Source organism: Pontibacter liquoris (genome assembly GCF_022758235.1).
Lineage (GTDB): Bacteria > Bacteroidota > Bacteroidia > Cytophagales > Hymenobacteraceae > Pontibacter > Pontibacter liquoris.
On the sequence record NZ_JALEBG010000001.1, the window covers coordinates 2,854,465 to 2,872,921 of the forward strand.

Annotated in this window: 20 protein-coding genes; 7 read left to right on the forward strand and 13 right to left on the reverse strand. The window is 53.5% G+C overall.

Annotated features, from left to right (window positions below):
* Nucleotides 1-189 precede the first annotated feature (189 nt).
* The gene (locus tag LWL52_RS11805; RefSeq protein WP_242920042.1) at nt 190-858 is read left to right on the forward strand and encodes a hypothetical protein; all 669 of its coding nucleotides are present in this window, start codon (nt 190-192) and stop codon (nt 856-858) included.
* A 121-nt stretch (nt 859-979) separates the two neighbouring features.
* Here LWL52_RS11805 and LWL52_RS11810 read toward each other — a convergent pair whose 3' ends face one another.
* Nucleotides 980-1,711, reverse strand: coding sequence for a porin family protein (locus LWL52_RS11810; protein ID WP_242920043.1), 732 nt, complete (start codon nt 1,709-1,711; stop codon nt 980-982).
* Between the two features lie 239 nt (nt 1,712-1,950).
* Here LWL52_RS11810 and LWL52_RS11815 point away from each other — a divergent pair, with 239 nt between their 5' ends.
* The 3 genes from LWL52_RS11815 to LWL52_RS11825 all read left to right on the forward strand — a co-directional run bounded on the left by LWL52_RS11815 (nt 1,951) and on the right by LWL52_RS11825 (nt 3,872).
* A complete protein-coding gene (locus LWL52_RS11815) occupies nt 1,951-3,000 on the forward strand; it encodes a nucleoid-associated protein (RefSeq protein ID WP_242920044.1) in 1,050 nt (349 codons plus the stop codon).
* Nucleotides 3,001-3,121: 121 nt separating this feature from the next.
* A complete protein-coding gene (locus LWL52_RS11820) occupies nt 3,122-3,562 on the forward strand; it encodes a DUF4890 domain-containing protein (RefSeq protein WP_242920046.1) in 441 nt (146 codons plus the stop codon).
* Nucleotides 3,563-3,680: 118 nt separating this feature from the next.
* Nucleotides 3,681-3,872, forward strand: a complete 192-nt coding sequence (locus LWL52_RS11825; RefSeq protein ID WP_242920048.1) for a hypothetical protein — start codon at nt 3,681-3,683, stop codon at nt 3,870-3,872.
* A gap of 63 nt (nt 3,873-3,935) precedes the next feature.
* Here the strand turns inward: LWL52_RS11825 and LWL52_RS11830 are convergent, their stop codons facing one another.
* The 4 genes from LWL52_RS11830 to LWL52_RS11845 form a co-directional block, all read right to left on the reverse strand.
* Nucleotides 3,936-4,502: an HD domain-containing protein gene (locus tag LWL52_RS11830; RefSeq protein ID WP_242920050.1), complete on the reverse strand. Its 567-nt coding sequence runs from the start codon at nt 4,500-4,502 to the stop codon at nt 3,936-3,938.
* 59 nt (nt 4,503-4,561) lie between these two features.
* Complete coding sequence (locus LWL52_RS11835) at nt 4,562-5,407, reverse strand: potassium channel family protein (protein ID WP_242920052.1); 846 nt, start codon at nt 5,405-5,407, stop codon at nt 4,562-4,564.
* Between the two features lie 103 nt (nt 5,408-5,510).
* Nucleotides 5,511-6,014 carry an RlpA-like double-psi beta-barrel domain-containing protein gene (locus LWL52_RS11840; protein ID WP_242920055.1) on the reverse strand — a complete coding sequence of 168 codons (504 nt, stop codon included), beginning with the start codon at nt 6,012-6,014 and terminating at the stop codon, nt 5,511-5,513.
* 626 nt (nt 6,015-6,640) lie between these two features.
* Complete coding sequence (locus LWL52_RS11845; protein WP_242920057.1) at nt 6,641-7,486, reverse strand: rhomboid family intramembrane serine protease; 846 nt, start codon at nt 7,484-7,486, stop codon at nt 6,641-6,643.
* A gap of 471 nt (nt 7,487-7,957) precedes the next feature.
* Here LWL52_RS11845 and LWL52_RS11850 point away from each other — a divergent pair, with 471 nt between their 5' ends.
* Together LWL52_RS11850 and LWL52_RS11855 are read left to right on the forward strand one after the other, a co-directional pair.
* The gene (locus LWL52_RS11850; RefSeq protein WP_437179356.1) at nt 7,958-9,535 is read left to right on the forward strand and encodes a glycoside hydrolase family 3 protein; all 1,578 of its coding nucleotides are present in this window, start codon (nt 7,958-7,960) and stop codon (nt 9,533-9,535) included.
* Between the two features lie 56 nt (nt 9,536-9,591).
* Complete coding sequence (locus LWL52_RS11855; protein ID WP_242920061.1) at nt 9,592-10,308, forward strand: hypothetical protein; 717 nt, start codon at nt 9,592-9,594, stop codon at nt 10,306-10,308.
* A gap of 131 nt (nt 10,309-10,439) precedes the next feature.
* Here LWL52_RS11855 and LWL52_RS11860 read toward each other — a convergent pair whose 3' ends face one another.
* The 7 genes from LWL52_RS11860 to LWL52_RS11890 form a co-directional block, all read right to left on the reverse strand.
* A complete protein-coding gene (locus tag LWL52_RS11860) occupies nt 10,440-10,955 on the reverse strand; it encodes an NUDIX domain-containing protein (RefSeq protein ID WP_242920062.1) in 516 nt (171 codons plus the stop codon).
* Nucleotides 10,956-11,018: 63 nt separating this feature from the next.
* Nucleotides 11,019-12,038, reverse strand: coding sequence for an SDR family NAD(P)-dependent oxidoreductase (locus LWL52_RS11865; RefSeq protein ID WP_242920063.1), 1,020 nt, complete (start codon nt 12,036-12,038; stop codon nt 11,019-11,021).
* Nucleotides 12,039-12,133: 95 nt separating this feature from the next.
* Complete coding sequence (locus LWL52_RS11870) at nt 12,134-12,907, reverse strand: porin family protein (protein ID WP_242920064.1); 774 nt, start codon at nt 12,905-12,907, stop codon at nt 12,134-12,136.
* Between the two features lie 213 nt (nt 12,908-13,120).
* Complete coding sequence (locus LWL52_RS11875) at nt 13,121-14,029, reverse strand: M28 family peptidase (protein ID WP_242920065.1); 909 nt, start codon at nt 14,027-14,029, stop codon at nt 13,121-13,123.
* A gap of 56 nt (nt 14,030-14,085) precedes the next feature.
* On the reverse strand, nt 14,086-14,310 hold the full coding sequence (locus tag LWL52_RS11880; RefSeq protein ID WP_242920066.1) for a hypothetical protein: 225 nt from the start codon (nt 14,308-14,310) through the stop codon (nt 14,086-14,088).
* Nucleotides 14,311-14,467: 157 nt separating this feature from the next.
* The gene (locus LWL52_RS11885) at nt 14,468-15,049 is read right to left on the reverse strand and encodes a hypothetical protein (protein ID WP_242920068.1); all 582 of its coding nucleotides are present in this window, start codon (nt 15,047-15,049) and stop codon (nt 14,468-14,470) included.
* A 161-nt stretch (nt 15,050-15,210) separates the two neighbouring features.
* Nucleotides 15,211-16,104, reverse strand: coding sequence for a M48 family metalloprotease (locus LWL52_RS11890; RefSeq protein WP_242920070.1), 894 nt, complete (start codon nt 16,102-16,104; stop codon nt 15,211-15,213).
* A 193-nt stretch (nt 16,105-16,297) separates the two neighbouring features.
* On the opposite strand from LWL52_RS11890, the gene LWL52_RS11895 reads away from it, so the two are divergent.
* Entirely contained in the window at nt 16,298-17,713 is a 1,416-nt protein-coding gene (locus LWL52_RS11895) for a high affinity choline transporter 1 (RefSeq protein WP_242920072.1), read from the forward strand.
* Between the two features lie 13 nt (nt 17,714-17,726).
* On the opposite strand, the gene LWL52_RS11900 is transcribed toward LWL52_RS11895, so the two are convergent.
* The gene (locus LWL52_RS11900) at nt 17,727-18,320 is read right to left on the reverse strand and encodes a hypothetical protein (RefSeq protein WP_242920074.1); all 594 of its coding nucleotides are present in this window, start codon (nt 18,318-18,320) and stop codon (nt 17,727-17,729) included.
* Nucleotides 18,321-18,457 lie beyond the last annotated feature (137 nt).

The window sequence follows — 18,457 nt, forward strand, 5'->3', positions numbered from 1 at the left end:
CGCACCACTCATTTTTTCTGCGGTTAGTCGCGCCCCAATTAATATTCATTTTATACTATGTTATAGTTTATTTCAATATATTTATACCTGTTCCTGTTGCTGATTTAGTAGCCCCATGCACCTACCTGATGCAACAGGAGGTCAGCCGTATTTTAATTTAAATTTATTTTGAAAATCAACTTAAAGCCCATGAAGAAAATTTTACTTTTTGTGATGATGAGCCTCACGCTGGCAAGCTGCGGCCCACAGATCTACCAGGCCCCCTCCTTTACGCAGGTGAGCGCCAGCCATCAGGTAGTGGCCATTCTGCCCTTCGATGTGACAATTGAATCGAGAAGATTGCCCAAGGGCGTTACCGCCCAGATGATACTCGACCAGCAGAGCGACTATGGCTACGGTATTCAGAGCGATGTATACGGTTACCTGCTCCGCGAAATGAGCAAAGACCGCTATACGGTGCGGTTTCAGGATGTAAGTAAAACCAATGCCCTGCTCAACGATGCTGGCCTGACGTACGAAGAGCTCCGCCTCAAGTCGAAGGAAGAGATTTGCGATTTACTGGGCGTGGATGCCGTTGTTTCAGGACAGGCCATCATGTCAAAGCCGATGTCTGATGGCGCTGCCATTGCAGTGGGGCTGCTGGTGGGTGCCTGGGGAGCTACCAATTCCGTGAACACCACCATCACCATACACGAAGGAAACGCCGGCGAACTGATGTGGAAGTATGATTACGTTGCTTCGGGCTCGGTGGGCTCCAGCCGTCAGTCGCTTACCAACGCGCTGATGCGCAATTCGTCGAAGAAATTCCCTTACAAGAAAAAAACAACGGAAGTCGGAAGTCCTTGTCCGCAAACTTAAAAAGTCCCGGCACCTACCTGCGTGTGTCGGGACTTTTTGTTGCAGCAGGATGGTACGGTATAAAAATAAGCAGCCACTGCTAAGCAGTGGCCGTTATTACATCACAAACAAACTAAAACTATCAGAAGGTATACCCGATGGAGGCTTTTGCCACCCGGTTAAACGTATCGAAGCTACCATTATCATCAATCGTGCTCAGGCCGTAATCGTAGCCGGCGCTGATGTTAAAGCCATTGGCAAACTGGTAACCCAGGCCTCCGGTAACGGCAACATCCACATCGCGCAGGCCGCTTTTCATATCCCACTCGCGGTTCAGGGCATTGTAGCCCAGCGCGCCGGCTTTTGCCTGCACTTTGTTAGAAACCAAGTAGGAAACCTGCGGGCCGGCAAAAATATGGAACCCTTCGCCCACGTATACTTTGGCTATCACCGGCAGGTCCAGGTACTCGGCTTTATTGGTTAAGGTCACTGTCGCATTCAGGAAATCTGCCTTTTCCATCGGGATCTTGCCTACCATCTGCATTCCTTTCTGGGAGTACTGTAGCCCCGGCTCAATCTCAAATCCTTTCATGACCGGGATGGTCACGTAACCGCCAATATGAAAGCCTTCCCGCATCTTTCTGCTCACCGAGCCATCGGTATAATCGATCAGGTCCTGCACGCTCGTCATGGTTTCGCCTTCCCAATTGGCCAGGTTACCGCCTGCTTTTATACCAAACCGCACCGGGCTTTGCCCCACACTGCCGCTATAGGTCTGTGGCTGACCCACATACCGCACTTGTCTTTGCTGCGCCTGTACTTTAGTGGCTACGAAGCCAAGTACCACCGCAATTAGTAAAAATATCTTTTTCATGATCTCACCCTTTTAAATCGTTACAAATAACAAGCTGCGCGGCTCGGTTTGCTAAATGTAAAAACCGTGCCAAAATGAATTCCTTATACTACCGAAAGTGCCGACTCAACACATAACATACTTATTATCAATAGTATATTTATTTACATACTTCATTTTATTCTGGTGAGCGCCGCAGCGCTATACTTCGGAAGCGTATAAATTCCTTACCTTCGCCCCCGCATAAAGCAAAGGAAGAGATGAACGACAAAACACAGGTTCGCCTGAAAAAAGTAGCCGTGCACCGCGTGGGCAACAAAGCAAAAGCAGAGGGCGTGATCGCGTCCAAAGAACTGGTGGACCTGCACGACGAGCAGCTTTCTGATCTGCTGCTTGCTTATTTTCTGGCGCCTTTTAAACAGGAGGAATTTTTCCGCTTCACCCATACTTCGGATGTTGCCTTAAATGAGATGTTTGCTTACGCTGCCCTGATTTTCAGTGAGCCGCAGAAGTTCCAGGAATATTCGGTGCATATCCTCCACCACCTTTACGAACAGTCGGACCACCCCAAGGTAAAAAGCGGCGAACTATACGTGGCCTACTTCAGCGGCTGCGTGATGGCCGACGAGGTGGTGGATGCCATCGGCGTATTTAAATCCGAAAACAAGGACACGTTCCTTACTTTCCAGGATGCGGAAGATGACCTGAACGTAAACTATCATTTCGGGGTGAACCTGAAAGGCGTGGACAAGGGCTGTATGATATATAACGTGGCGGCAGAAGACGGTTTCCGGGTGAAGATGGTGGATGTGAACAGCACCGACGCCTTGTTCTGGCGCGAGGATTTCCTGAATGTGACCGAGCTGAAGGATACCAACTTCAATACCAAGGCGGCGCTGAATTTATGCAAGGATTTCTCGGAAGAAGTGTTTGCCAAAACGGAAAGCAAAAAGGCGCAGGTCGATTTTATCAGCCGCTCGGTGGATTATTTTTCCAAAAGCGAGACATTCGACCTGGAGGAATTTACCAGCAGCGTGATCGACGAGCCCGAAACAAAAGAGCGCTTCAAAAACTACAGCCAGGCCTTTGCCGAAGAGCGCGACATTGAAGGCTTCACGGATTTTGCCATCAACAAAAACACAGTGCGCAACATGAAGCGCCAGTTCCGTAACTTTATCAAGCTCGACACCCAGATCGAGATCAAGTTCAGTGGCTACAACCCCGAGCAGAGCGAGCAGTACGTGGAGCGCGGCTTTGATAACGAACGCGGCATGCACTTTTACAAAGTATACTTTTACAACGAAAGCTAGCGGTGGCCGGAACAGAACTATCCCGGCCACCGCTTTGTTGCCGCATAAATTGCGCCGGCACGCGTAAAAGCCGGAATGATAATTGCTTTTGCCAATGCCTTACAGCCAAACAGATTTGCATATGAAAAAGACAGCCTTTGCCCTACTCTTTGCCCTGGCTACAACTACTGGTTTTGCCCAGGTGCCTGGCGCCCAGAAACCCTCTGCCGGCACGCTACAGGCTGCGCCTACTTTAGCGCAACGCGCCGAAGCCATGACGGCAAGTATGGTTAAGAACCTGCGCCTCACGCCGGAGCAGGCCGCCAAGGTGCAGGCCATCAACCTGACAAGTATAACGAATGCCGAAGCCGCCAAAAAGAAGTATAAAGCGGACCCGCGCAAAATTGTAGCCCAGATCGACATTATCAGCCAAACACGCCTTTCGCAGATAAAGGACATCCTCACGCCAGTGCAGTTCCAGCAATACCAGCAGCACCGCGAAGAGAAAATGGGTGTGCCGCAGGAAGCACAAAGCAACCCCGAAGCCCGGCAGCGCAGCCCACTGAACCAGGAAAACAATTAACCCCTGCAAGTATAGCCGCAAGCCATGCTTTCTGGCTATAAGGAGGTTTCTGTGCTAACCGGCAACGCGAGCCAGCCTACGCTGCATTTTTATACCTTTGCCAAAAAAGATTGAACCAATGCGCATCAGAAAAAAAGTAAAAGCAACGCTGCCGCAGCAAGGCTCCCGCTTTGCTGCCCTGGACGTGTTTATAAAAGCCGCCGAAAAAGAAAACTGGACCGAGCAGGAAGTGCAGTTTGTAATAAACGAAGTAGTAGAAGCCCGCGACGATAAGGAGGCCTTCGAAATTCTGAAAGACTACAGTATGTAAAAAAGAAAAGGGCCGCCATACTTGAAATATAGCGGCCCTTTTCCTTTTTCAGGGATTTGCTCATCACGCCTGCGGGCTAGCCAGTGGCTGCAGCTGTAGTTCTTGCTGGTGCGCTTTCAGCACCTGGATGATAAAGGCAATGTGCTCGTCCATGGCCACGCCAAATAGCTCGGCGCCAATCCGCACCTCCTCCCGGTCTACAGAGGCAGCAAAGCTTTTCTGGCCCAGTTTCTTCAGCACCGATTTCACTTCCAGTCCTTCGAGGCGCTGCGGGCGCACCTGGGCACAGGCAACCACAAAACCAGTCAGCTCATCGCAAGCCAGCAGGGCTTTGTCCAGGGTGGTGTTGTAGGGCACGCCCCAATGCGTGTAATGGGCTGAAATGGCATGCGCCACTTCCTCCTCGCCACGTTCGCGCAGCAGTTTCACAATTACGTTGGGGTGTTGGTCGGGGTAGGCCTGGTAATCGGCATCATGCAGCAGGCCGGCCAGGGCCCAGGCCGCTTCATCTTCTCCCAGTTTAGTAGCATACGCCTGCATCACCAGCTCCACCGTGCGGGCGTGGCGTAACAGGCTTTCGCTGGTGGTCATGCTGTGTAGTATGGCAAGGGCTTCTTCTCGCGTCATCATTGGTAAGGCTGTCTTTTTTGAGACTCCAAAATAAGGATTTTACGCCTCCCTTAAAACATTTATACTTGGGGCGGATTATTCGGGGGCGGTGGCCCGCCTGCGGGTAGCTGCTGCAGCACTGCCTGTAGCTCGGCCCGAAGCATTTTTATCTCCCGCTCAAGGGCCTGTACCTGCTTTGCTCCCGCCACCTCCGTTTCGCTGCTGCCGGCATCCCGGTCGATGAAGAAGGTGGCCAGGGTAGCTGTAAAATAACCGAACACCGCGAACCCGTAAAGGGCCAGCAACAGGCACAGCATGCGTCCCTCCACGGTAACCGGAAAATAATCGCTGCCGATGGAGGTGAGCAGCATGACCGTCCACCACAAGGCATCGCCGTAAGTCCTGAGCCCTTCCTCCTGTTCAAAGGCAAACATGCCTGCCGCCCCCGCTGTGCTCACCACCAGCGTAAGCCCCATCACATAGCCAAAGGCGCGGCGCTGCATGGCTTTGCCCAGGCTGCGCATGCCCCTGTTGATAGACCCAAGCACTTTGACCAGCCGCAGGCCCCGGGCGGCCCGCACCGAGCGCATGATCCGGAACAACCGCGTGACCCGGAACAGGCGCAGCGCCGGCACGAAGAGCGAAATAATGGTGAGTACGTTTTTGCGCAGAAACAGAAGTTTGTGCGGGGCAAGTATAAATTTGAGGGTGAAATCAAGTATAAAGATGATCCAGATAATGGTGCTGCATACCTGCAGCAAAGGGGTGAGGCCCCAGATCAGCTCCACGACCAGCAGTACGAGCCAGATAAATCCCAGCACCACCATCGGGCCCTCCAGGGCGCGCTCTATCCGGTTTAACAGCTTCGATCTTTCCCGTGCAAGCTGGTGTTTCACAGCGGCCTGCTGCTGTTTCTGGTTTGCCATAACGTGATTTTTCCGCCTTCATAAAGTCGCGGCCAGAGTTGGCGGCACTTTGTATTGCCTTAGGGTACGGCAGGGCGGGTACTTCGGTTAGCCGGGGCGGCTCTTAGTCCAGTTTGGCCACTTGTACGTTGTTCCAGAAACCCATTACCCGGTCGTGGCGGCCTACCAGAATGTCGATGCGGTTGCGGATGCGGCTGTTCATTACATCGCGTACCACATACATGCCGTCCAAGTCGTCGGAAATGCCGGTTACCCATAGCGAATCGCCATAACTGATCTCTCCGCCCCAGCGGCTGTGCAGGTCACGGGAAACGGCAATCCAACGTTGTTTTCTGGGATTCTTTTTGTTGATGCGGGAGCCATCTGCCGTGGTATATGGGGTGGCATCGGTCTGGTTTGGCTCGGGGAAGTATACGGAAGCTGAAACGGTTATTGTTTCGGGGGTGGGGGCTTCTTTTAGCTCGGTTTGCTTGGGTTCTTCGGCAGGCCAGGCAAGCGGAGCTTTCTCGACATTCGGAGCGGGGGATTCTGCATTTACTTGGGTAAGCTCGTCAGCAAAAGCTAAGATTACCGATAGCGCTGCTGCCAGCAATTTGTACCTAAACATAAGCATTCCATTTCGTGAAACATCGATTTTAAAATAACAACCCGCTTAAACGACATACTTCCGGAATGGTTTTATGATGTTGCCCAAAAAAGTTTAAAGGCCTTATTTAACTAAAATCATGGTCGTTATAATTTTTCCTATATTTAATAAAAACAAAGGCATAATCATACTATATATCTTTACATATATAATTTATTTAGTGCAATTTATAAGAATTAAATTGCTATTCTTTATTGCAGTTTCCAGCAACATCCAAACCCACCGCCAACGGCACTTAGGGCGCGTTTAACTACCTTACCATTGACTTTGGATTCGGTGGGCGTATGCACCTTACCGCTATACCTTTAGGGCCGCTTCCAACATGCTGAAACAGGTATAGCCCTACCCCGCTGCTCCCTTTTATCCGGGGGCCGAAAGCTATACTTGTATGAGCCCAATATTTTATTTCGGATCAGGGGAAAATAAGCTGCTTTGCCCGGTTGCAGCTGCATAGCAGGGTGCTCCCGAAAAGGCTCCCTCGTTTCAATTTACCTGAACTTCCTGCCGGCGAGGCAAATAAGCTGAAACAGGTGCCAAGTGATAGCGCCGGCAGGTGAAACCCGGGCTGCTTTTGTGCGCTTTGGGGCTTATTTCTTTTGGGTCGGGGATTTTGGCCAGAGCGGCCATTTGGGAGATGCGGATGCCGGCTTTGCAGGCAAACTGAACGTGCTGCTTGCCATATGGAGCACATACGTATGGCGGGTATCCGTTGGCGGCGGGGTTTGGGGCAGCACGTTATACTGCACCAGCAAATGCCGGTAATGGAACCCTAGCGTACTGCTCAGGTGGCGCTGCGCTATACTTGCTTCCAGTGGCTGCGCCAGCGCCTCACTTTCCACTGGCTGCCCTGTGCCATACAGAACGGCAGCGACCAGGCCGGACAGCAAACCGGCCAGATGACCTTCCCAGGAGATGCGCTCTTCTGTGGGGAAAAGCCCGTAAAATAAACCACCATACAAGAACAACACTGCCAGCGATACCGCCATAGCAGCCCGGTTGCGCCGGAGGAATCCGTTAAAAAGCAAATAGCCCGCCATGCCATACACTAGGCCGCTGGCCCCCACATGGTAATTCGGTCGCCCGATCAGCCAGGTCAGCAAGCCACTGAGCACGTAGACTAGCAGCAATACACGCGTGGCCACCGGTCGGTTCATGTATAGGATAAACCCGCTCAGCAGCACCAGCGGAAAGGAGTTGGAAAGCAGGTGGACGAGACCATCGTGGATGAGCGGCGCCGCCAGCACCCCTACCAGCCCAAAAAAGTTGCGGGGCAAAATGCCCAGCCAAGCAAGATCCGCATCCGTAAGGTACGCCAGCAGGCTGATGAGCCACAGCAGGGCCACAAACAGAGTACCCGGCAGAAAACTATAAACAAACAAATCGTCTTCGGCGGTCGTAGTCTTCTGCTGTGCTGTGCGTATGCCTGGTGCCATAGTAGGTTGGGTTGCTTAAATATACTTGAATTGAACAAAAGCCACCTGCTTTCTTTTGGCCCGCTTTCATCGCACTACAAAAAATTAACGTACTGACAGGGGCAGGTGGTATTAACGTCGCTACCATCCGCCTACAGGAGTCACCACGCCGTGCATTAAAAAATTGCACGAAAAAAGGTAGCTGTGGCGTTTAAAAGCAACATGCATACAACGTATTCTCACCCTTTTATACTTGCTAAGCTGCGCAGGCTGCTGTTGCTGCTAATGCCGGCCTGTGTGCTGCTGGCTGGCTGTGAAGGCTCGGATGCGCACCGGCAACGCGCCACTTTAACGAACGAAAGCGCCTTTGCCCCGGCCGAACACGAGCCTTACGTACGGCCAGCCAACTTGATGGCTGCCCTGGACGGAGAGTCGCCGTGGGTCGATTCGGTTTTTAATACCCTCTCTCCTGATGAGCGCATCGCCCAACTCATGATCGTGGAAGCGTTTTCGGACCAGGGGCCGGCGTATGAAGCCGATGTGATGCGCCTGATCAAACAATACAAAGTAGGCGGCATCATCTTTTTCCAGGGAGGACCGGTGCGGCAGGCCATCCTGACCAACCGCTACCAGGCTGCCTCCAAAGTGCCGCTGCTGATCGCGATGGATGCCGAGACCGGCATTGGCATGCGCCTCGACAGCACCGTGCAATATCCTTTTCAACAGATGCTGGGCGCGGTGGAAGATAATGGCCTTATTTATGCGATGGGCGCCGAAGTGGCCGCAGAATTCAGGCGTTTGGGCATGCACATCAACTTTGCCCCCGTTGCCGATATCAACAACAACCCCCATAACCCGATTATCAGTTACCGCTCTTTTGGCGAGAACCGGCTGGATGTAACGGCCAAAAGCCTGGCCTATATGCAGGGCATGCAGGAAAACGGCATCATTGCAACGGCCAAGCACTTTCCGGGCCACGGCGATACAAACGTGGACTCGCACTACGACCTGCCCGTTATCCCCTTTAACCGCTACCGGCTCGACTCGCTGGAGCTCTACCCGTTTAAAGAGCTCATTAAGCACGGCATTGGTGGCATTATGGTGGCCCACATGCACATCCCGCAGCTCGACTCGACTCAGAACCTGCCCTCCACCCTCTCGCGGCCCATTGTTACGGGGCTGATGAAAAAGGAACTGGGCTTTAAGGGACTGATCTTTACCGATGCTATGGTGATGAAGGGCGTAACCAAGTTTTTCCCGCCCGGCGAAGCCGAAGTTCGTGCCCTCATGGCCGGCAACGATGTGCTGGAGCGCCTCAACAGTGTGCCTGTTGCCATCCGGGCCATCCGGGCAGCCATTGCCCGCGGCGACCTGACCCAGGAAAGTATAGACCGCCGCTGCAAGCGCGTATTGGCAGCCAAACAATGGGTGGGGCTAGATGCCTACCGGCCCATCGACCTACGCCACCTGCAGCAGGACCTGCACACAAAAGCAGCTGACAGCACAAACCAGGCCATTGCAGAAGCTTCGCTCACGCTGCTGCGCAACCACCATGTGCTGCCTCTGCGCAAACGCCGCAAGCGGCATATCGCTACGGTTTCGTTCGGCGCTAAAAGCCCGACCGTTTTCCAGCGGAAGATCAACAAGCAACTGGCGGTGAAAGATTTTGTGATTGCGCGCAATGCCGGTGAAAAAGAAACCCGTAAGCTCTGGCAGAAGCTGCAGAAGTATGATCTGGTGGTAGTGGCCCTATATGGCCCGGGCATCCAACCCAGTAATAACCTCGGGTACTCCAAAGAAACCACGGCCCTGGTGAGCAGGCTGGCTACCGCGCAGAAAGCCATCATCACGCTCTTCGACAATGCCTATGCGTTAAACCAGTTTCCGGAGATTGAGAAAAGCAAGGCCCTGCTACTGGCCTACCAGTCGCATTACCAGGCCCAGGAAGCTGCTGCCAAACTCCTGTTCGGCCGTATCCCGGCGCGGGGCAAATTACCTGTTACCGTCAACAGCCACTTTCAGTATGGCGACGGCATCAGCAAAGATAAATCCCTGATCGCCGGGCCCTGAAGTATCCTCAAAGCGTGCTTTGCGTAAGAAGAGCTAAAACAGCTATCATGCACAGGATGTATCATCTAGTAAAGTATACCTGCTTTGCAGGACTTGCCCTTTTACTTTTGGGTTGTGAGAACCGCCGCCAGGTGGAGGGCCAGGAACCGGTAAAGGAACAACAGGAACCAACTGTGAATACTGCCGGGCATGCCGATACCGCCAAAGTGGTTAAAACCGGCGAAACGACAGACGAAAAACTGGAGGAATTGCGGGGCTGGATGAACGAGCAGGCCAACAAAGGCGATACGGCTATCCGCAAGGAATGGCCGCAGATACGCGAAAAGCTTCGGGCACGCAATGCCGAGCTGGAGCAAAACTTCGACAGCCTCTCAGACAAGGGAAAGGCGGAATACCGCCAGCTCCAAAAGAATTATAAGCAATGGGAGGCCCGCCAGGAGCGACGCCAGCAACAGCCCCTGGACCAGAAAAAAGTAACGCAATGGAAAAGCACCCTGTTGGGCGAATACAGCACAGTGGATGATATCTCTGCCGCTACCATCCGCGAGGCATACCTGACCTTTATGGGCGTGGTGCGCACCAAACGCAAGGGCTGGACGCAGGACGACTGGGACTACGTGGATTATATTTACAGCCTGCTGAACCAGCGCCGCCGCCAGATAGAAGGCGAGATCTCCATGGCCGACAACATCAAAATCCGGACGCTGCAGGCAGAGTATTTAACCCTGGAAGGCACCGCCGACACCAAAAGCATGCTAGAAGGCACGAAATAATACCCTCACAAGTATAGCGCCGCTCTACGATCGCTTAAGTGAAAGTATAAAGCAGGCAGGCAAGTATAAATGCCTGCCTGCTTTTTTATAAAGCTCGCTATACCAGGCAGTACAAGTATAAACCCAACCGCTTACTTCTGCTGCAACTGCACCCACTGCTGGGCAATAATGGTTTTGGCGTCCTGGCTTTGCAGCTGCTCCAATTGCCGGGGGCTGTAGCGAACAAGCTGGATATGCTCGTTTTCGTGGGCATTGCCGCCGCCTGCTGCATGTTGTTCCGATACTTCGGCATAGTATAAGATCACTTTTTCGGTGGTGCCGCCGGGCGAGGAATAGAACGTATGCAGGTGCTGTAGCTGATCTACGCTGTAGCCAATCTCTTCCGCTATTTCGCGCCGTATACTTTGCTCGGGCTGCTCGCCTTCGTCTACCATGCCGGCCACCACTTCCACCAGCTCCGACTCCGACCCGATGCGGAACTGCTTTGTCAGAATGTATTCCGCTTTCCGGGTGTCATATACCAGCGCGGCAACCGCATTTCCGCGCTCAAACTGCTCGCGGGTAAAGGTCTGCCCTTCCTGCTCCACCGTTAGCTTGTAGATCTTAAAGAAGCCGTCGTAGGCCTTTTCTCTGTTCTTGATTTCCATGGATGTGCCTTTGGCAGCTACTGATCCGGAGTAGCTGCTGCGCTGATTAAAGTATAAAGATGCTTAAAGTTCGTTATTTTTTTGGGCCGCCTGCTGCGTGCGCTCCGTAAGGTCCGACATCGATACGTCAGTCTCGCTTTCATAGCCTTTGGCCCTTGCTTTTCCGATGCCTCCCTCTCCAGGCAACACCTTATTCACGAGTTCAAAGATATTGGTCATCAGGCCGGGCGCTACGCCGTGCAGCAACTCCCCGAACTTGGCCGGTAGTGTGGTGGTAACCGTGGCATCGCCATGACGCACGGCATCCAGCAGTTTGCGGGCGGTCGCTTCCGCGCTCATAGCCGTTAACGGGCTCGAGTCGATGATCTTGAAAAGGCTATACTCTTCTTCGTTATGGCCTTTGGCAATGGCGTGGCGCGGACTGCCTGTTACCATCAGCCCCGGCGTAGCGGTGGTAATAGTAATATCATACTGCTTCAGCTCCGCCCGAAGCCCCTCCGACAAGCCCACCAGCGCAAATTTACTGGCACTGTAGGGCACCAGGTGCGGCACACTGATCCGGCCGCCGATAGAGGAAATATTGAGGATGCGGCCACCCCGGATCTTCATCCCCGGCAATATGGCCAGTATGGTATAGAGCGGGCCCCAGAAGTGCGTGTTCATGGCTTCCTCAAACTCCCGGATCGTCATTTCTGCCACAGGGCCCACCTGTATAATGCCGGCATTATTAATGAGCACATCGATGGGGCCAAACTCATTCTGCACACGGGCCATCATGGTGTTCACTTCCTGCTCCTGTGTAATATCGCAGGGCACCACCAGCACATCGGCTCCCTGGCCGGCCAGCTCTATGCGGGCATCTTCCAGCTCCTGCGCGTCGCGGGCGCACAGTATTAGCCGGGCGCCTTCTTTGGCCAGTTGGCGCGCCATCACCAGCCCCAGCCCTCTGGAACCACCCGTGATCAGTACCACCTTGCCATTAAAATCATAAGCGGTCAACGACCGGCTGATCGCCCTGGCTGCTACCAGCGCACCTGCTCCGGCAGCCACCCACCAAAGCTTTTTCTTTTCGTCTGTTTTCATAGTTGTAGAGTTAGCACTTCCCTGCCGGCCACTTCCCTGCCGGTTTTAAGTGTACGGGGTGCTGCCATACTGGTTAAATCCCTGCAGCCACGTTCTTAGGATTTACTCCGTTTGCGGGAGAGGAGCTGGTTTGCAACCGGGGGCGTATACTGTATTTTGAGCAGGGCCACGCCATAATGGTCTTTCTTGATCAGATTGCGGGTGGAGGCAGGTTGGTAATTGTCCAGAAAATCGGTGGAGGTGACATGATAGAGCAGTTCCGGCACAAGGCTTAGCTGATCGGTGAGGCGGATGCGTAGCCCGCCGCCAACCGGGATCACGGCTGCCAGGGCGGGGTAACTTCGGGCTGGCGCATACTTGGTCTGCGATTCATTCAGGCTGCCCTGCCCGGGATAAGAGGTAGCCGTATAGTATATGCCCCCCAGGCCAGCCATCAGGTAAGGCACAACAAGGCGCCGGCGCGAAGACCGGTAATTGCCGCTTCCGCTGTAAGTATCCAGCAGGTTATACACGCCACTGACGGTCATGTCGATCACTTCTGTTTGAAAAGACATGTTGAGGGGATGTGCCGGGTTCGCTTCCTTTGCACCGAGGCGGGCGTAGCCGATGCCGCCGTTCACGCCAACCCGCGCATTCAGTTTGTAGAGCGCTCCCATCCGCAGGCGCGCGCCGAAAGTATTGCAAGCCCAACCTTTGCATATATCACTTTTAATGGCGGCCAGGCCCCCTCCTGCCTCCAGTACCAGCCGTTGCTGCTGCGCCCCATCGACCTGGTTTCTGGACTGAAGCAGCCCCTGGCAGCTGGCCGCAAACGGCAGAAGTATAAACAGAGTAGAAAGAATTACCAACGCGTAACGGTTTCTGCTCATGGTTTGGGAAAGTTTAAAAAGACTGCGGAAAAAGTAAGGGTTTTGAAGGTTTATGCCCGGCATAAGTTCGCTGGCCAGGTATAGCGCCCCATCTGCTTTCCTGCTTTGAACAAAACGAGTTGCCACTCCGCTGCCCGGGTTAATGAAAAAAGCGGAAGCAGAAAGGTTCTCTCCGCAGCTTCATAACATAGTGGCCGGAGAGTGCCGAGCGGTTTATTTCAGCTTTTCCAGCTTCGCAGCATCTGCCTGCTTTATAAAATCTATTACGAGCGAGGCAGCATCCGGATAAAAGCTTTTGTTTACATACTGGTATTCGTCGCTGGGCTGGTGGTAATGCGCGTGGTCTTCCACCCCAAAGTACAGGTATGGGATATGTTTCTGAAAGAAGGCGTAATGATCCGACTGATTCGTCCAGTCGTCGTGCTGCTGCTCGGGACGGTCGTGGCCTAATACCAGTTTGGCGTTCGGCCGGGGTTTTACCTGCGCCAGGTAAGTCTTCAACTGCGGATTATGGAAGGCGCCGCTGGCATACAGCTCGCCTTTATCGTTAATGCTGAGCATGTCCATGTTCACGTTGAGCAGGATCTTGCCAAGGGGCACGGGCGGGTTTTCTACGAAGGCTTTGGCCCCCTGCAGGCCCTGCTCCTCCCCGTCGAGGGCGGCAAATACAAGCGTATGCGTTGGTTTGTGCGCTTTAAAGTATGTGGCGGCAGCCAGCAGTGCGCCTACTCCGGAGGCGTTATCATCCGCCCCGTTATACACCTCGCCGTTACGGGTACCTACATGGTCGTAATGCGCGGTGATCACAATGACCTGCCCGGTTGTTCCGGGCACAAACCCTACCAGGTTTGTAGCCTGCGCTACAACCATTCTCTTATTTTCGAGACGGAAGTGCTGCGCATAGGTTTTACCAAAAGGCTTCACACCGATTTCGCGGAAGCGTTTCCGGATATACTCCTGCGCCATGCGATTGCCTTCGCTGCCGCTCAGCCGGCCTCCCATTGAGTCGGCCGAGAGCACTTTAATATCCTGCAGCAATTGCTGTTTGTTGAGCACCGTGCTCTGGGAAAAGCCCAGAAGCGGCAGGGCAAGTAAAAGCGGGAAGGCAAGGATCTTTTTCATGATACAGTTAAAACTCTAATGTAGCACAAGCGGGTGTATTTGCCAAACCACTCCTTTTAAAGTGCCGGCCAGGTAATCCAGTTTTTACGGCGGCAGGCCTGCGCCTGCTGTTTTAATTGGGGTACTTTGGGCGCTTTTTCCTCTTCCTGCCGGGTAGCAGGGGCGGTTTCATCCCAGCGTTGTTTGGTAGCTACCCAGCCGCCTTTGAGCGAGGTTTTCATGGCAAGCGGGTGTGCGTAACGGGTGGTACTTTTCGGCTGATGCGTGGTAGTTGCTTTCATACGAAGTAATCTTAGTGCAAAATGTATTCACTTCAGGAAAGCAAGGAGCGTGCCGCACTACGACAAGTATAAATGAAAGTTACTCTGTTAACGATTTTTTAAGTTAAAATCCGTTTTAAAGCAACACAGCCAGACGCTTCTCGTCTGGCTGTGTTGGTTATGGTTTGAGGTTGATGAAAGCTGGCAGTTCAAACGGCCCGACCGAAGTTTGGATGGTTGGTTTTATCTGCAGCGTCACGTTCGGCCGCTTCCCCTCTTCCTGGTTTAGCAGTGTGGCCAGTTGCAGTAGCTTGTTTAGATCTGCGCGGCCGTTTTCCTCTACAAACGTTACCGGGCTGCTCACACTAATGGTATTCAGCCCGTTTTTAAGTTCTACAGGCTCCTGCACAATGCCGCTGGCTGCCTGCTGGTCATCCACTAACAGCTGCCATTTAAGTTGGGTGATTGTCATGGTGCGGTCCTGGTTTTCCTCCCCCAAGTCTACGTGCAGAGCCAGGGTCGAGGTGGTTTTAAGGGTGTTCTGGGAAAAAGCCGAGAAAAGCGTGGCGGCTTCGCTGAACGAGAAATCCTCGGGGCTCTTTTTTGCCATCAGGTCAATGCCGTTTACCCGCACCGCTTCTATTCTCTCTAGGTGATAGGCTGCGTTTTTAAAAGCTTCCAGGTCATTTTTGGTAGAACATGATACACTTAGCACCAGCAGTGCCAGTAAGAAGGCAATATTTTTATACTTCAACATCATAGGTAGTGTTCATTTGTATCCCCGGAAAAACGGGGCGGTAAGTTAGTAAAAGTATGGCAGGCGCCCTAAAAGCAGCAGCCACACCTGCTCCGAAAACAAGTGTGGCTGCTAAATAAGTTTAAAAGACGGGTTGCGCCATGCTCCTGCCCGGGCTTTGCCGCTTAGGTAAAATATCCCACGCGCTCCCCGCGGCGGTTTACCAGTATACCATCTGCGGTTACAAACAGCGGCTGGGAGTCGGTTTCAAAATAGTAAGGATAGTCCTCATCCCCCGTTTTGCTCATCTTACCCAGCACTTCTACGCCCTGGTCGGTCAGGTGCACCAATTGCAGGCTTCGGGTCAAATAAAACTGCTCTTGCGGGGCCGCGCTGAAGTATACCCGCTTTAACACATCGCGGCTTGTGAGCTGCGCCACCCGCTGGGTTTGTTGCGGCGCACGCTGGGCAGGCCGGCTGGCAATGGCCCGGTCGTCAGGCTGCGGGCCGTTGGCGCTGGCCAGTAGCTGGTCGTTGGCTTTTCGCCAGCCTTTGCTGATAGCCGCCAGCCGATAGTTGCGGCCCGGGTGCGTGCTGGAGTTGTCGTCTTCCGACAGCAGGTTGATAGCGGCCTGGGCATCGGCCAGGCTCGCGCCCATTTTCCGGAGCACAAACCCTGAGAACTCATCAGCCTCCAGCTCGTCGGGTATGTTGCTGCCGCCCCGCACCAACGTATGGCCGTTCAGGTGGTGGCCGATCTCATGGGCCAGAATACTCACTCCACCCCAGTCGGTATGCACGGCGTTGTTAATGGCAGCCAGGAAATCCTCGTTGTAAAGAATATAGCGCTGGCCATCGTAGATCACCGCGGCGGCATTGTCGATGTTGGCGGGTCTTAAAGTAAAGCGTGGTTTCAAACCGATCACGTTGATGATTTCCTGCACAATATCGCGGGCCCCTGTCATGGCTATTACAGCCGAAGCAGGTTTTGCAGCAGGAACAGAAACAGCGGATGCCTGGCTCAGCACGGGCGCCAGAAGCAAGGCCAGCAGGTACGTTAATTTTTTAAAGTTTGGCATAAAGTATAAAGATGCTTTTTCTGGATTTTGTAACGGATGCAGCTCCTGTAAAACGAGCGTGCCAGGTTACCAAGTATATGAATGCAACTACTTTGCCAAAGATTTATACTGTTGCCACTTTTGTGTTTTTCGCCGGATCAGCGCTTTCAGCTTGCCGTATTTTCTGCTTAATTTGCTGCAAAATAAACTGCCGATGCTGCTCTTTTTCGTGCTCCTCTACCTGCTCTTTACCCTTGGCCTGGGCTACTGGGCTTCCAGGCGCGTGCACAACACGTCTGACTTTCTGCTGGCGGGCAGGCGGCTGCCCTTCCTTGTCTCTACAGCGGTGATCTTTGCCACCTGGTTTGGTTCCGAAACGCTGCTTGGGGCTTCTTCTGAGTTCGTTTCGCATGGGGTACTGGGCGTGATCGAAGACCCGTTTGGCGCGGCGTTATGCCTGGTGCTGGTCGGGCTGTTTTTCGCCAAAAAGCTTTACCGGATGAATTTGCTCACCATTGGCGATTACTACCGGGTGCGCTATAACCGCACCACAGAGCAGCTGGCCGCTTTCTTTATGATCATCTCCTATTTTGGCTGGATAGCGGCACAAATGGTGGCGCTGGGCATTGTACTGAACCAAATCTTTGGCCTGTCGGTAACGGCGGGCATCTTTTGCGGCAGCCTGCTGGTGGTCAGTTATACTTACCTGGGCGGCATGTGGTCGGTCTCTATTACCGATTTTGTACAAACTATCATGATTATCGGCGGACTGCTCTTTATCACCATCGACCTGATGCTGGAGGTTCCGCTGCAAACGGTCACGGCCAACCTGCCCGTAGATTTCTTCCGGTTTGTGCCCCGGGAGCAGGATGCTACCACCTGGCTGAACTACTTCGGCCTGTGGATCACCATCGGTCTGGGTTCCATTGCACAGCAGGATGTTTTTCAGCGGGTCATGTCGGCGCGCTCGGAAAGGGTGGCGGTAAGCTCTTCTATTGCAGCCGGCTTTTTATACCTCACCATAGCCCTGCTGCCGCTCGTTATTGCGCTTTATGCCCGGGCACTGCACCCGGACCTGCTGCAGCAGGACGCCCAGTTGCTGGTGCCCGGCCTTATACTTCGTTCTTCCTCGCTGTGGGTTAACGTGCTTTTCTTCGGGGCGCTGCTCTCGGCCATCATCAGCACGGCCAGCGGAGCGATTTTGGCGCCGGCCGCTATTTTAAGCGAAAACATGCTGCGGCCTTTGTTCCCAAAAATAACGGACAGAAAGCTGCTCCACCTTTCGCGGCTGAGCGTGCTGCTGGTAGCCACTGTATCGCTGGGTATGGCGCTCTCGAGCAGCAATATCTATGAGCTGGTGAGCGAGTCGTCGGCCCTGAGCCTGGTAAGCCTGTTTGTGCCACTGGTAGCCGGTATGTTCTGGCGTAAAACGAATGCTGCTGCCGCTATCGGCTCCATGCTGGCTGGCATGGGCGTATGGCTGGTGGCCCTGCACCTGGATACAGAAGTAAACCCGATGCTCTATGGCCTGGCCGGCAGCATTGGGGGTTTGTTAATTGGACTCCCAATCGGTATGTTTTTACAGCCGCAGCCGCAGCGGGCCGTGGAAACGGCAGCTGCCGGTTCTTAACGGCTTTTCAGTATCAGCTATTTCCTGGCCTGCCTACGGTAATATACCGGGGCACCTCCACTTCGCCAACCGGTGTGGCTATGGTTGGTTTGATTTGCAGGATCAGGTTGCGGCGCAGGTCCTGCTTTTTGGCCAGCAGCGTCATCAGTTTGGATAAGCCTTCATAGTTGCGAACGCCTTCCTGCTCGGCCATGACCACATTGGTATGGAGCGGAAGTGTATTGAGGCCTTCGTGCAGCTGTATGGGGTCTTCTACAAGGCCCGTCAGTGTTTCTTTGCCGTCTACCAGGAGCTGCCAGCGCAACTGGGTAATGGTCATACTACCTGCTTGGTTTGTGTCCGGTAACTGCACGTGCAGGTACAGGGTAGTGGAGGCCTTTAGCGTATTATCTGAGATGGACGCCAGGAGGCTGTCTCCCTGGCGGGTTGTAAAATCCGAAGGGCTCCGCTTCTGCATCACATCGATGCCGTTCAGTTTCACATCCGATACCTGCTGCAGGCTGTAGGTGGCTTCGGTAAAGGCTTTCAGATCGGTGGCCTGTTTGCAGCCAAAGCTGCCCGCCAGCAATAGCATCAGGGCTATATAAATCAACTTTCTTTGCTTCATGCTATCTCACTATCAATCCCCTCTACCCAGCAAAATACGCACCAGTTATACTTCTGTCAGCCTGTTTTTCCAGGTACCGGCCCGGAAACAAGGCAGCGCTTAAAGCGGGCTGCCCTAACAAACAATTCGCTTCCTGA